General features: G+C 47.1%; 9 protein-coding genes. 5 read left to right on the top strand and 4 right to left on the bottom strand.

Features of this window, described 5'->3' with window-relative positions:
- Positions 1-5 precede the first annotated feature (5 nt).
- Complete coding sequence (locus MTBPR1_RS04715) at positions 6-692, bottom strand: DUF6901 family protein (protein WP_069186417.1); 687 nt, start codon at positions 690-692, stop codon at positions 6-8.
- Between the two features lie 413 nt (positions 693-1105).
- Between MTBPR1_RS04715 and MTBPR1_RS18275 the strand changes: the two genes are divergently transcribed.
- From MTBPR1_RS18275 to MTBPR1_RS04690, 5 genes are all read left to right on the top strand, one after another.
- Positions 1106-2242: a hypothetical protein gene (locus MTBPR1_RS18275; protein ID WP_069186416.1), complete on the top strand. Its 1137-nt coding sequence runs from the start codon at positions 1106-1108 to the stop codon at positions 2240-2242.
- Between the two features lie 105 nt (positions 2243-2347).
- Positions 2348-4642, top strand: coding sequence for a peptidase domain-containing ABC transporter (locus MTBPR1_RS04705; protein ID WP_069186415.1), 2295 nt, complete (start codon positions 2348-2350; stop codon positions 4640-4642).
- Positions 4643-4645: 3 nt separating this feature from the next.
- Positions 4646-6415: an HlyD family type I secretion periplasmic adaptor subunit gene (locus MTBPR1_RS04700; RefSeq protein ID WP_069186414.1), complete on the top strand. Its 1770-nt coding sequence runs from the start codon at positions 4646-4648 to the stop codon at positions 6413-6415.
- A 170-nt stretch (positions 6416-6585) separates the two neighbouring features.
- Positions 6586-7065 (top strand): 4Fe-4S dicluster domain-containing protein, encoded by a 480-nt coding sequence (locus tag MTBPR1_RS04695; protein WP_069186413.1) that lies wholly within the window; start codon positions 6586-6588, stop codon positions 7063-7065.
- 16 nt (positions 7066-7081) lie between these two features.
- Complete coding sequence (locus MTBPR1_RS04690; protein ID WP_069186412.1) at positions 7082-8929, top strand: aldehyde ferredoxin oxidoreductase family protein; 1848 nt, start codon at positions 7082-7084, stop codon at positions 8927-8929.
- Between the two features lie 51 nt (positions 8930-8980).
- On the opposite strand, the gene MTBPR1_RS04685 is transcribed toward MTBPR1_RS04690, so the two are convergent.
- The 3 genes from MTBPR1_RS04685 to MTBPR1_RS04675 all read right to left on the bottom strand — a co-directional run.
- Entirely contained in the window at positions 8981-11602 is a 2622-nt protein-coding gene (locus MTBPR1_RS04685; protein ID WP_069186411.1) for a bacteriohemerythrin, read from the bottom strand.
- Positions 11603-11659: 57 nt separating this feature from the next.
- Positions 11660-12145 (bottom strand): YchJ family protein, encoded by a 486-nt coding sequence (locus MTBPR1_RS04680; RefSeq protein ID WP_069186410.1) that lies wholly within the window; start codon positions 12143-12145, stop codon positions 11660-11662.
- 136 nt (positions 12146-12281) lie between these two features.
- Positions 12282-14850: calcium-binding protein (locus MTBPR1_RS04675; protein ID WP_126465024.1), on the bottom strand; the 2569-nt coding region annotated here is incomplete at its 5' end.

Genomic DNA, 14850 nt, shown 5'->3' with positions numbered 1-14850 from the left:
GAAAATTACTCTACCACAAATACATCTTCCAAGTCTTCAAATGAACCATCCGTATTTTCAGGTGTAATCAGTGCAAGCCCATCCAGAATAATCACGGCATTAAGGGCTGCATCGCGCTCCACCCCATCGCGCAAACGTTCAGCTAAGAAGCCATTGACGATGGAAAGCTGGGCATAGTTTTTGTTGAGCTCATCAAAGTTAAGCGCCTTTTGCCCGCCGTTGTTGGAATTTTCAACATATTGGGCAAGCAGGTTGGCCGCAAGGGCGCGAAAAACCGTTTCCTGCTCATTAGCAAAAGGCAGGTGAAAACGTGCTAAGGGCCGCAAGAATTTAGTGTGCGGGCAACCGGATGTGGCACAGACAAGTCCAAGCAGGGAAGCAATACCGGTTTGAAAGGTCGATTTCGTGATGATAGAGCGCAAAGGCGTTTCAACCTCAATCACGGTTTTCTCGTAAGAAAACTTCTCTGTGAAATGTGGGAGGAACTGGGCGATAGACACGGCAGTTGGACACCATTCAACATCTGCGCCCAACGGGCAGTTGGAACATTTTTGATGTTCAAGCTTAGCCCAGCTTGGTTTTTCAACAGCAGGATCAGGCTGGATTTGAAAGGTGTGGTCATCAAAATTCAAATCAATATGAACGACTTCTTCTTTTGCTGCGAAGAATTTATAGGTGATGGTCTGTGTCATTGGTCAGCTTGGCCCTTGGCTACTAAGTCGTTATTTAATGAAAACAATATGTTAATCTATGTAAACATACGTCATCAATTTGGGTGAGATGCCCGAAATAAAGTTTTATGTCTTTTTTTAAATTCTGCCTGATTGTTGACGTTGCCACAATCATCTTTTCAGACAATAAAGGCCTCTTTTTTCGAGTCGGGTTTTATCAACAAGAAAAAATAGTTATTTAATGTTTTGTAATATATGACAAGAAAAATTCAACTCAATGATGAGATGTTGCCTGTTTTATAAAACCTATGAAATATAATACTTTTGCCTACTGGTATTACCCCTTTTCACTTCCTAAATAATATGGCAGACTTTTTTTGTTGATATCATTTAGGTGATATTTTCTTATTCATAAATAACGGCGGGGAAAAACAATGGCAGAAGAACATATGGACGGTCCAATGCCACCGGAAGGTGATCCACTTGGCGAGGCGGCAGGTGCGGCATTTAAAGATGCAATGGATAATGGTGCAAGTCCTGACGAGGCTTTAGATGCGGCAATGGGTGCAGCTCAAGCAACGGCAACGGAAATGGGAATGCCAGCAGAAGAGTTTGAAGCAGGCGCGACTGAATTCCAGACAGCCTTTAATGATGCAATGACTGATGGAGCTTCACCCGAAGAAGCCTTCAGTGCGGGAATGGATTCGGTCGCCCCAGAGGGTGGCATGGCTCCTCCACCAGAAGGCGACATGGCTCCTCCACCAGAAGGCGACATGGCTCCTCCACCAGAAGGCGACATGGCTCCTCCACCAGAGGGCGACATGGCTCCTCCACCAGAGGGCGACATGGCTCCTCCGCCAGAGGGTGACATGGCTCCTCCACCAGAAGGTGATGCGATTGGTGAGGCTGCGGGTGGTGCTTTTAAAGAAGCACTTGATAATGGTGCAACACCGCAGGATGCGATGGACGCAGCTATGGACGCAGCTGCGCAAACAGCAGAAGATTTAGGTATTCCACCGGAAGAATTTGAAGAAGGTGCTGCGGCTGTTCAAGAAACCTTTGATACAGCAATGGCTGATGGCGCTTCACCAGAAGAGGCGTTTGGCGCTGGTTTAGATGCTGCAGGTGGTGATGGCGAACATCATGATCATGAGCATCATGATGAAGCTATGGCGCCACCACCAGAAGGTGATATGCCACCACCGCCAGAGGGCGATATGGCTCCGCCTCCAGAAGGTGATATGGCGCCACCAACTGATGGTGGTTGGGGTGATGGTCAAGCTGCAGCAGGCCCAGATGATGGGGATGTACCTATGTTTGATCAGCCAACTGATGGCACAATGCCACCACCGGGCGGGGATATGGCGCCACCGCCAATGCCAGAAGGCGATATGCCACCACCGCCACAAGATGCAGAAATGGCAGCCCTTGATGATGCGATGGGACATAGTATGGATGAGCATATGACGGATGCCCCCCCACCGGGTGGTGATATGCCACCGCCGCCAGAAGGTGACATGGCAGGCGATATGCCACCTCCTCCAGAAATGGATGATACTGACGTCGTCTAAGGTCGGTACAAAATTAAGGGAGAACTCTTTTTTGAGTTCTCCCTTTTTTGTCTAATCTAAAATAGCTATAATAATCAATAAGTTGATTCGACTCTTAGAGGGACTATGCATACTGCATTAAAAAGCATGGTGCTGGCTGCACGCCAGCGGGGTATTGAGTTGAGTGTGGATACGCTTGTTCATACCTTTAATATCGGCGAAGAAGAGGCCGATAATGATGTGCTGATTCGTATTGCACAGGAAAATGGCATGAAAGCCAAGCTCGCTACATTCGGGCTTGATAAGCTTTCCTCATTAAGTGATGCCATTCCCTTAGTTGTTCGTCTTAAAGATAAGCGCTGTGTTGTGGTCAGTGGGTTTGAGCTTGATGAAGATAAGAAAACCATTAAAGCGCTGACTGTAATTGATCCTGCAGCAGCAAACCCACAGGCTGAAACGGTTGAGCGCGAAGCGTTTTTAAAACATTGGGCTGGACAGGCCATTCTTATAAAGCGTAAATATGATTTCTTTGATGAGGATCGCCCGTTTGATTTCTCATGGTTGATGTCAGGCTATTTTCGCCATAAATCCTTGATGGGGCAATTACTCGTCATCGCCCTAATCCTTCATGCCTTTGCAGTACTGCCTGCTGTCTTTATCATGATCGTGCTTGATAAAGTGGTGAATTTTGAAGCGACATCTACGCTTTATGTCATCACATCCGGTATTATCATTGCTTATCTATTTAATGGCTTTTTGGGATATTTGCGTCAATATATTGTGCTCTTTGCCTCTGGTAAGGTGGATGTGCGCCTTAATGCCAAATTGTTTTCAAAACTACTGGATTTACCGCTTTCCTATTTTCAAAAAAGGTCCATTCCAGAAGTTTCAAAAACCCTGCAACAGACCATCTCTTTGCGCCAAGCTTTAACGGGGCGTTTTTTCGGGGCGGTGCTGGATGCCACTTCTTTAATGGTGTTTATTCCCATCCTTTATATGTACAGCCCGTTGTTATGCGGTGTTGTGATTTTATTTTCCTTTGCAATTTCTGCCAATGTCATCATTGCCTCAAAACTGCAAAAACGTCGTTTGCAGCGCGCTTCAGCTGCGGATGCGCGAAAGCAAAACATCTTGATGGATTCCATTTCAGGGATTGAAACAGTCAAGACACTGGCACTGGAACCTGTTCAAAAGAAAAATTGGGAAGATGCGATTTCTGATCATACGGTTGCCCATTTAAAACTGGGCAGTGCCAATGCCATATCCCAGCAGATCAGCTCAACCCTGCAACAATTGATGACGGTTGCGGTGATTTTTGTTGGGGTGCAGCTGGTTTTTGCTGGTGACTTAAGTGCGGGTGTATTGATCGGTGTTAATATGCTGGCTGGTAAGGTTACGGGGCCTTTAGTGCAGCTTGTAACACTGGTGACAGATATTGAAAAAGTGACCCGTGCTGTGGATAGTATTGGCTCCGTCATGAATACACGCGGTGAAATGCGCCGCCGTGGCGAAGTGCCAGAAATTTTGGGTGATGTGACTTTTCATAATGTGAACTTTGGCTATGATGACGGGGCACGTTCTCTTAATAATTTGAGCTTTAATATTCAACCACGCCAAAAGGTAGCAATTGTCGGGCCAACAGGCTCAGGTAAAACCACGATTGGGCGTATGATCCAAGGCATTGTGCGCCCCCAAGACGGCACGGTGACCATTGATGGTCATGACTTGCGCTTAATGGATCTTGCGCATTTGCGCTATAATGTGGCGTGCGTTACTCAAACCCCGCATTTCTTTAAAGGCACAATCCGTGAAAATATCATGCAGCCTTTCCCCGGTGCAGGTTCTGCCCGTGTGATCTGGGCGGCGGAGATGGTTGGCCTTGATGCGGATGTGGATGGGTTAAGTGACGGTTATGAAACCCAGATTGAAGAAGGCGGCAGTAACCTTTCGGTCGGGATGAGGCATAAAATCGCGCTGGCGCGTGCCTTAATCCGCAATCCGCGTATTTTGATACTGGATGAAGCCTTTGCCCATTTTGATCTGGATACGGAAAATGCGGTCCGTCAGAGAATGCCCGATATCGCCAGCGGTCGGACCTTGCTGGTGATTGCGCATCGTATTTCTCATGCGCGTGAATGTGACCATATTCTGGTGATGAAAGATGGCCATCTGGTTGAAAATGGCAAGCATGAGGACCTGATTGCCAAAAAAGGTGTTTATGCAGAGATGTGGAAGCGCGAATTAAACTTGATTGGCTTGCCTCAAACCCAAATTGAGAAACCAGAGCCTGAAAATGCCAAAGTTGAAACGGCTGCAAAAGTTGACCAGACAGCAAAAACCACTCAATCAACCCCGCCTAGAAAACGCGGATGGGGCGCGCGACGAAAAACACCACAACCCACACCGAAGAAGGAGGCCTAAGTCATGAATACACCGTCTCCTCAAAACCAAGAAGACCTCAAGAAAAATGAACGCCCTTATGCGGCGGGTGATTTTATCTTCCAAGAAGGTGAAGTGGGCAATGTGGCCTATGTGGTTGTTTCTGGTACAGTTGAGGTCTGTAAACTTTCAGCAGGAAAACTGATTACTCTTCAAACCCTTGAAGAAGGCGCGCTGTTTGGTGAAATGGCGATTATTGATAAATCACCACGCAGTGCTTCAGCGCGGGCTGTAACAGATGTTGTGGTGAGAGAAATTGATGAAACCGCCTTGATGGGCCATATTAAAAAGGCACCAGAAGTGGCGATGAACATGATGTATCGCCTTGCCAGTTATGTGCGCACATCCAATAAAAACTTAGAAAGCAGCAGCTTTGATAAAGATGTCGAAGGTGATCAAAAAGAAATAAAGAGCGATAAAAAACCGTGGCGTCTGTGGAAACCCGATGAAGAAGCTATTGTCGATGAGTTTCGCGCTGGTGCAGAAGCGATTGAACATCAGGGCTTACCCCGCGTGATCAGTATGTCATTTCTGGGTATCCTTGGGGTGTTTTTTGGTTTTATTATCTGGGCGTCTTTATCGGTGATTGACACCACGGTTTCTGCGCGGGGTCGTTTAACAACCACTGTGCCAACAATTGAGGTGCAATCAACAGGCAGTGCCATGGTGAAAAAGCTCCATAGCACGATTGGGAAACATGTGAAAAAGGGTGATGTTCTCGTCACCTTGGATGCAACCTTTGCCCAATCAGATTTAACCCGTGCAAGACAGGAAGTTGAGCAACTCGATACTGAAATTTTCAGGCTTGAAGCAGAGATGAATAAGCTTGGTATGGATATTGCCAAAGATATTCCAAGCCGTATCCAGCGCGATATCTATCTCAATCGTCAAGACGAATATCGATCACGTATTACCTCGTTTGATCAGGATTTGCGCAACATTGCCTTGAAGTTGAAATCTGCAAAGAGTGATGCTGGCTTGGCAGCGCAACAGCTTAAGATTAAGCAAAAACTTGAAGCAGCAAGAAAGCGCCTCTTTGTTAAACAAATTGGCTCAGAAGTTAATTACCTTCAGGCACGTAATGAACGTTTAATGGCTGAACGAGAACTTACTGAACTGCAAAACTCCATGAATACATTGCGCGGCGAAACCAATGCGCTAAAAGCTAAGAAACAGGCTTTTGTGAGTGAATGGTTCTCCAGTATTGGTGAAAAATTAGCGGCTGCAACAAATAAACGTGATGCGCAGAGCGAAGGCCTCGTCAAGCTTCGTCGTCAACGTAAAAACATTGAAATTCTTGCTCCGGCAGATGGGGTGATTATCGCCCTTGAAAACCTTTATGAAGGTGGTGTGGTGAAAGAAGGTGCCACGGTCATGACCTTGGTGCCAAGCAATGTACCGCTGAACATAGAAATCGACATTGATCCACGTGATATCAGTAACCTTTATCCAGGGGCTGAAATGTCGGTAAAGCTTGATGCCATTCCTTATCAGAAACATGGCGATCTCGCAGGCGAAATTACCTTTATTTCTGAAGATACGGTTGAGGAGTCTTTAACAGGTGAAAAAGGGACTTATTATCGTATCCATGCTGCGATCCAAGCCAACAACCTGCATGATCTGCCAGAAGACTTTAGGCTTGTGCCGGGAATGCTGTTAACAGGGGATATCCGTGTTGGGCGTCGTCGTTTAATTACGTATTTCATCTATCCGGTCATCAGGACGATTGAGACCAGTTTTACTGAGCCTAATTAGGTATGAACCGATAAAAGAAATTCTGTGTTCTCCTTGAAAACCCATTGCCATTTTACCTTATGTTGTATCAGGTAACTATGTTACTGTTTTTATCAGCCTGTGGATGTAAATCACTTTAAAAAAATGAAAACAGGCGGTTTTAGGGAGTCTTGATAAAGGGACGTTAATCAATGCAAAAAGCACTCAATATCAGTCCAGACAAATGTACTGGATGTCTGCAATGCGAAGTGGCTTGTTCATTTGAACATACAGGGGCGTTTAACCCGTCCAAATCGCGCATAAAAGTTTTTAAATTTCATGATGAGGGGCGCTTTGTTCCTTATACCTGTACCCAATGCGCTGAAGCATGGTGCATGCAATCCTGCCCCACAAGCGCGATCAGCCTTGATGGGGAAACAGGGGCGAAAGTTGTGGCAGATTCTGCCTGTGTCGGCTGTAAGGTCTGCACCATCAGCTGCCCGTTTGGCACCATCAATTATGTGCCTGATACGGGTAAAGTTGCCAAATGTGACCTGTGTGGCGGGGACCCAAAATGTGCAAGTGCCTGCCCAACAGATGCCATCACCTTTGTTGATGCAGAGGCAACGGGCTTAGATAAAATGCGCAGCTGGGCGGCGAAAACCGACAGTGGCGCACAAGCAGAAACTTAAAAAGGGAGGCTCTTACATGTCATGGGCACGTAAATTATTGCGGGTGGACCTTTCTAAGGGAACCTGCGCATCAGAAGATTTAAATATGGAATGGGCGCAAGAATATCTTGGCTCACGGGGGCTTGCGACCAAATATTTTATTGAAGAGACCGACGCAAAGGTCGACCCACTTTCAAAAGACAATAAACTGATCATGGCAACAGGCCCTCTAACGGGGACCTGTGCATCCACATCTGGGCGCTACACCGTTGTCACCAAAGGCGCGCTTACCGGGGCAATTGCATGTTCCAACTCCGGTGGTTTTTTCGGTAACGAGATGAAAAATGCCGGATGGGATATGGTGATCTTTGAAGGTAAATCGGACAAGCCTGTTTATCTCTCTATTGAAAATGACAAGGCCGAACTGCTTGATGCATCCAAATATTGGGGCAAATCCTGCTGGGATACGGAAGAAGGGATCAAGGCCGATCATCAAGACCCGCAAACCCGCGTCGCCTCCATTGGGGTATCGGGTGAAAAGGGTGTTCTTTATGCCTGTGTGGTTAATGATATGGACCGTGCTGCGGGGCGCTCTGGCGTGGGCACCGTCATGGGGTCCAAAAACCTGAAGGCCGTTGCCATTCGTGGCACACTTGGTGTGAGGGTTGAAGACCCGGCAGCCTTTTTGGAAACCACAAATGCGGGGAAGGCCGTTTTGGCTGAAAACCCGGTGACAGGCCAAGGCTTACCAACATATGGGACCCAAGTCTTAATGAATGTCATCAATGAGATGGGATCACTGCCCACGCGGAACTTCAAAGAAGTTCAGTTTGAAGGGGCTGCCAATATCTCTGGTGAGAAAATGCATGAGGTACGAGCTGATGGCACCAAGAACCTAACGACAAATGCGGCTTGTTATGGCTGTACCATTGCCTGCCAGCGTGTTTCAACAATTGAGCGCACGCATTATACGGTTAAGGATCGTCCAGAATATCAAAAAGCTTCAGGCGGGCTTGAATATGAAGCAGCATGGGCCTTGGGTGCTGCAACTGGTGTGGATGATATTGAAGCTCTCACATTTGCAAACTTTATCTGTAACGAGCAGGGCTATGACCCAATCTCCTTTGGGGCCACCGTTGCTGCGGCGATGGAACTGTTTGATATGGGGGTGCTGACAACAGAGCATACTGGCGGGATTGAGTTTAAATTTGGCAATGCCAAGGCCCTGACAGAGGCTTGTGAGCTTGTGGGGCGTGGTGAAGGTTTTGGGCTTGAGTTGGGCATGGGCTCTGCGCGACTTTGTGAAAAACATGGTCATCCTGATCTTTCCATGTCGGTTAAAAAACAGGAATTTCCGGCTTATGATGCGCGCGGTATTCAGGGGATGGGGCTGACCTATGCCACCTCAAACCGCGGGGCGTGTCATCTTCGTTCTTATACGGTGGCTTCTGAAGTTTTGGGTATTCCTGAAAAGACGGACCCGTTGGCAACTGAAGGCAAGGCGGGCTTGGTTATGGCTTTCCAAGATGCAACGGCGGCGGTTGATGCTTCTGGCTTATGTATCTTCACCACATTTGCCTGGTCCCTTGAAGATATTGCCCCGCAAGTTAATGCGGCATGTGAAGGTGATTGGTCCGTTGAGAAAATGCTCGAAGTTGGTGAGCGTATTTGGAACATGGAACGCCAATATAACCTTGCAGCAGGCTTTACAGGTAAGGATGATACCTTGCCCAAACGTCTGTTGAAAGATGCGGCCAAAACAGGCCCTGCCAAAGGCAAGGTCAGCGGGCTGGATCAGATGTTACCTGAATATTATGAAATTCGCGGTTGGGATAAAGAAGGGGTGCCGACCTCAGATACCCTGTCTCGATTGAGGCTTTCTTAAGTGAAGGAGTAATTAAAAAGGCGGCTGTCATAAAAAACAGTCGCCTTTTTTTTAGAAAATTTCTGTGCTGAGAATGTAGGATGCGTATTTGCGATCTTCCAACAGGATATGCAGCAAAATCCAACGTTTCAGGAAGCTGTGAATTTCTTCAGCTTCTTGCGGGCTTACAGGCTTTGCACATCTCTCCATAAGGGCAGAGACTTGTGCGGCAAGTTTGATATGCTTTTCTTTATGGGCTTGGGATTCTGAATAGCCTGCATCAATAAAGATTTCTTCCTCTTTTTGGAAATGTAAAACCGTATAGTCAGAAAGGGCTGTGACCAGCTCTTGGATTTCTGCAACAGTTTTTTGCTCTTTCAAGGCAGCCATAAGGTCTGTTGTCAGGACAAGCAGTTTTTGATGCTGTTGATCAATTTCTTCAATGCCGACACTATATTCATCGCGCCATTTTAACAAAGAGTCATCCCATTGGGTGGAATTGGCAAGTGCGCGCATTTGCTTGGCAACGCGCTCGAGAAGCTTCCATTGCACGATGGGGATTTCTTTAATGACAATCAGCGGGATCAGCGCAATGGCGCAGTTTTTGGAAAACTCCATATCAAAGATATTTTCCATCCCATAAACGCCATGATCTTCAAAGAGGGTTTCACCGGGCTCTAGCACCTGAAATACATGATCACCCAGCTTTAAGGTGACTGTACCTTCTTTGATCAAACCAATGTAATCGCGTGTGTTGCCAAAATCCTTGAACTCTTCAATATCTTTGGTGACATGCATGCTTGCGGCGATGGCATTTTTAATCCCATCAGAGATCGATCCGCCAAAGAGCCATGATTTTTGCAGCAATTCACGTTTTTCAGCGAGCATGGAGATGGCTGAAAACATCTCATTGCGTTTCACAAACTCGATATACATATTCATGGGGAGCTTGAGCGCTTTTACAAAGCTCATGGCGCGATAGGTCTCAGTCGAGCTTGCTCCACAAAGCCCATGCATATCGGCAATGAAACTACCCGCAGACATGCGATGCGTGATGTTTGTATCAGGGGCGATAATTTCAACCGCACCAGACAGCACGAAATATGTATTTTCAATCTTGTCACCGGCTTTAACGATAATCTCTTCTGGATTAAAGTTGACGACTTCATGATTAAGAAGCAGGTCAAACTGGTCTTTGGGCAGTTCAGGGAAGAAAGATTTCAGATACGTGTTGGCCCGTGAAATTAGATAATCATAATTGCTTGGAATAAGCACATCTTCCGTACCAAACGGGGCGCCGCTGCCAATTTGGCGCTCTTCTTCATTAAGCGCTCTGGCCGTATGGGCGAAAATGATTTTGTTTGAGGCATCTTGCTCGAAATCTGTTGAGACACCGTGAATGAGACCACCCCCGTTATCAAGCTTCTTCACATCGCAAGGTTCAAGATACTGTTGCTTGACCTCATCACAATAGGATTGGGAAATACCCGGTGCATTGTCATCGCCAGTGACCATCCCGCCAAGCACTTGGAAAGAGGCAATATCTGCCAAATGCCCATAGGTCTTATACCCATCGCTCCATTGGGTGCGGAAAAACAGAATGGTTGTTTCCATAGGGTGGGGGGAGTTGATCGGTTTGACTTCCAGCCCATCCACATTATTCCAGTGGTTTTCTTTAAGGTCATAGACATCAAAAAACTGTATAAAACGGCTTTCATCCAGTGACATGAGAGCGGAGAGTTTTTTAACCGTGGCATGGCGCACAAGTGGGGTTGCAAAAAACTTGATGCGATGGTCTGAACGGATCAAGGCGGGCAGGCCTGCAAAATGGTCATCATGGCAATGGGTCAGGAAAATACCTTCAACCTCACTGATATCAATACCAAGCGAGCGCAGCGTGGTTTCAATATTTGGTCCGGCATCAATCAGATAGGTCTTGCCCTGAAAAATGATAATACTCGCCATAGACGGGCGTTCAATATCCCAGCCATCGCCTTCACCGGAATGAATAACGCTGAAATATTCCCGCCCAACCTGATAATGACCAAGATTGTAAGACGGCATATAGTTTTCATCTTCAGCCAAGTTCAGATCAATCGTGACCTTTTCACCCTCATAAGTGAATTCAAACAGATTGATAGAGAGGCGTTCAACCGACACGCCATTGCGAATGGGGGTCGGGCCATTTTCAATCACAAGACTGTCAAGGAGCTCTTTAGGGTCCGCAATCTTCCCAAAGGCAAATTTGAGCTTCATGCGCATGAGGTCTTTTGCCAGCTTGGGCGTTGCACCTGCACGCAAAAGCTCATCCTCATTCGCAAGGCCGTAATTGCCGCGATGGATATATTGGATTTGGGCGGCAAGCTGGTCAGGGTTGCCAATTAAAAGCGGCTTGACCCCGGTATTGCCGGGGTGACCGGGCAGGATCATACCTTGGCGATAGAGCATCTGGAGAACAGGAAATTCACCAAGGTTTGAAAAGCTGCTTTTTTGAACACTTAAGTCAGAAAGCAAAATGGCGTTGGGGCCGGATTCATGAAAAACATCGCTGGCGTCATTGGCAAAAATGACGCCGCGTTTCATCATATGTTTAACCGCATCAGCAGGGCAGCCGCACAGGATGCGCAGGTCCGCTTTGGGGAAATCCAGCCAGAAGACACCGTTTGCCAGTTTTGATTTGATGATCTGACCCATAGGTGTCTTCCCTTTAGCTAACCGTTTACATCCTTACAGTTTGACATAAATTGTAAGCTATGCACCACAGCATTTTTTATATTTTTTGCCAGACCCGCAGGTGCAGGGATCATTTCGCCCCACTTTATTGGCAACGATGCGTTGTTCTTGGGCCGGATTAATCACACCGTCTTCATAATACCAGCGGCCATCAACTTTTTTAAAGCTGCTGCGTTCATAATGGACCTGTTGTTGACCGTTCATTTTGAAATGGGCGCGAAACTCAACAATACCTTCCTCGTCGCCTTCTTCACCTTTTTCGGTTTTGACGATTTCAAGCTTGTTCCATTTGGCTGTGCTTGCCCATTGCTCAGTTTCAACCGGATCATAGTCTTTGCGGCTGGCCTCTGTGAGTGTGTCAGACAAATAAGTCATTTTGCCCTTTTCAAAGGCACTATAGCGCGAGCGCATCAGTTTTTCAGCCGTTGGGGCAACTTCACCATTGTGGAAAGGTTCACAACAGTTTGCATATTCGATATTTGATCCGCAGGGGCATAGAGACATAAGCTTGGTCCTTATCATAATAATTTCTTGCAAAGGGTGATCCCATTTGCACGGCGCAATGTCAAGGTAGAAGGCATGAAAAAAGCCCCTCAACTTATGTGAGGGGCTTTCGTTTGCATGCTCTAGATGAAAGAACTTACCATTCGAAACGTTCAATACCATCAAAGGTCAACTCTGATCCATCAGAGAAAGTGATGGTCCCATCGGCATCATCAGACAGTTCAATATAGCCATCGGCCTGTTCTTCGATCGTCCCGCTGGTTAAGTTGAGTGTCCATTCGTTTTCAGCTACGGCTGAACCATCTTCATCTTGAAGGTGGACCGTATCTGTCCAGCCTGAACCGTCACCACCAGAGATGATATCATCACCTGAATCATCACCAAAATAGAACAAATCATTACCATCGCCGCCGTCTAGTGTGTCATCACCGGTGCCTCCACTTAGGGTATCGTCACCATCGCCGCCTGTGACCTCATCGTTACCTGCGCCACCATAGACTTCGTCGTCGCCGTCTTCACCTTTGACTTTATCATTACCGTCATCGCCATAGACTTTATCGTCGCCTTTGCCGCCAGCTGCCGTATCGTCGCCAGAGCCACCATAGACTTCGTCGTCGCCGTCTTCACCTTTGACTTTATCATTACCGTCATCGCCATAGACTTTATCGTCGCCTTTGCCGCCAGCTGCCGTATCGTCGCCAGAACCACCATAGACTTCATCGTCGCCGTCTTCACCTTTGACTTTATCGTTGCCATCACCGCCATAGGCTTTATCGTCGCCATCGCCGCCTGCAACCGTATCATCGCCGGATCCGCCGTTGATGTAATCATCACCATCGTTGCCTTTAAGCTTATCGTTACCGCCGCTACCATCTATATATTCATTTGATGATGTGCCAGAAATAGTGTCGTCGCTGCTTGTGCCTGTCAGTGTGCTGTCATAAGCAATAGGCATTTCAATCGCAATGGTTTGGGTTGTTGTTGACGTATCGCTATTTGCACTTTCGGTCGCTGTAGCTGAAACACTTAAGTTAAAATCAGCCGCTGTGCTTTGTGGTACCGTAATCGTCAAGCCACTAAGGTCAGAACTATTGACAGTCCAGCTACCATCCGCATTTTCAGTCCCCGCAGAAAGAGTCGCATCAGAAGGAATACCGCTCAGGGTAATGCTGCTGAGTGTTTCCGAACCATCCGTATCTGAAAGAGAAGAGCTAATGGTAACCGGAATTTCATAGGTGTCGATTGTGCTTGAAGAAGACCCGCTGTAGGTACCCGAAGTGACACTGCCGCCTGAGGCAAAATCGGATGCCGTGATATAACCATCACTAAATTGCAGGATTTCTACATCGGTTATAACATCATTACCGTCGCTACCGTTTTCATCTTTGATCGTGTAGCCATTGTTGCCCGTTGAGTTAATGGTGTAATCACTGGATGAGCCGCTTAAAACAAAGACGTCGGTATCTGCACCACCATCAAAGTTATCATTACCTTCACCGCCTGTGAACGTATCATTTCCGGCACCGCCATCGGCATCATCATTACCATTTTGACCAAGAATAATATCGTTACCATCACCGCCAAACAGGTTATCGTTACCATCCCCACCATCAAGGGAGTCATCATCGGCCTCCCCATAGAGATGGTCATTACCGTCACCACCCTGGATATAGTCATCACCGGCACCGCCATAGGCTTTATCGTTGCCGTCGCCTGCATCCATCTGGTCGTTGGCTGATGTACCTTGAATGTTATTGTTATTTTTTGAGGTACCATTAACGGTACTCGTATACGTACCGTCATGACTGCTCGCAGCGCTGCTACTGCCCCCTGAACTGGTTGTGCCAGAGGTAATGCTGCCAGATGAAACGGTGACTGTCGGTGCATCTGCATCTGCTGTCACTGTAACCGTCGCATCAGCCGTTGACGTCGTTGTGCCATCAGAAACAGTATATTCAAAAGTCTCAGACCCACTGTAGTTGGCATCTGGGGTAAAGGTCACGGTGCCATCTGCATTGAGCGTTACATTACCATAGCCCACATCAACAGACCCACCTGTGGAGATGTTTTGTCCATCGATTTGTGTGATGCTCAGGCTGTCGCCGTCTGCATCCGTGTCATTAGAGGTCAGGTTCAGCGTAACCGCATTATCTTCTGTAGTTGAACCCGTATCATCGTTTGCAACAGCAGCGTCATTTGTATTGGTTACGTCAACGCTCGCACTGCCAGAGGCCGTCGTTGTGCCATCAGAGACAGTATAGTTAAAGCTCTCGCGACCATCATATTCATCATCTGCGGTAAATTGAACTGTGCCATCAGCATTAAGAGTGACTGTACCGTTGCCAACATCAACCGTATCACCTGCGGAAACATCCACGCCATCAATCTGTGTGATGTTCAGGCTATCACCATCTGCATCTGTGTCGTTTGCAGTGAGATCCATTTGAACACTGCTACCATCATTTACAGTTGCAGTATCATTCGTTGTTGTTGGACCATCATTGACTGATCCAACAGTTACAGTTGCATCAGCAGTTGAGGTCGTTGTGCCATCAGAGACAGTATATTCAAAAGTCTCAGAGCCATGATAGTTGTCATCTGGCGTAAAGGTCACTGTGCCATCTGCGTTCAGCGTTACCGAGCCATTATCCACATCAACGGAACCGCCTGTTGAGATGTTCTGTCCATCAATCTGCGTGATGGTG

It is taken from the genome of Candidatus Terasakiella magnetica, from assembly GCF_900093605.1.
GTDB classification, from domain to species: Bacteria; Pseudomonadota; Alphaproteobacteria; order Rhodospirillales; family Terasakiellaceae; genus Terasakiella; species Terasakiella magnetica.
The sequence above is the reverse complement of the archived record's forward strand: the minus strand, read 5'-3'. Positions and strand labels throughout refer to the sequence as shown.

Bases quoted from the DNA above. Each gene is read 5' to 3' on its own strand.
- MTBPR1_RS04685 (WP_069186411.1), bottom strand. From the start codon at position 11,602: ATGGGTCAGATCATCAAATCAAAACTGGCAAACGGTGTCTTCTGGCTG.
- MTBPR1_RS04690 (WP_069186412.1), top strand. From the start codon at position 7,082: ATGTCATGGGCACGTAAATTATTGCGGGTGGACCTTTCTAAGGGAACC.
- MTBPR1_RS04705 (WP_069186415.1), top strand. From the start codon at position 2,348: ATGCATACTGCATTAAAAAGCATGGTGCTGGCTGCACGCCAGCGGGGT.
- MTBPR1_RS04680 (WP_069186410.1), bottom strand. From the start codon at position 12,145: ATGTCTCTATGCCCCTGCGGATCAAATATCGAATATGCAAACTGTTGT.
- MTBPR1_RS04695 (WP_069186413.1), top strand. From the start codon at position 6,586: ATGCAAAAAGCACTCAATATCAGTCCAGACAAATGTACTGGATGTCTG.
- MTBPR1_RS04700 (WP_069186414.1), top strand. From the start codon at position 4,646: ATGAATACACCGTCTCCTCAAAACCAAGAAGACCTCAAGAAAAATGAA.
- MTBPR1_RS04715 (WP_069186417.1), bottom strand. From the start codon at position 692: ATGACACAGACCATCACCTATAAATTCTTCGCAGCAAAAGAAGAAGTC.
- MTBPR1_RS18275 (WP_069186416.1), top strand. From the start codon at position 1,106: ATGGCAGAAGAACATATGGACGGTCCAATGCCACCGGAAGGTGATCCA.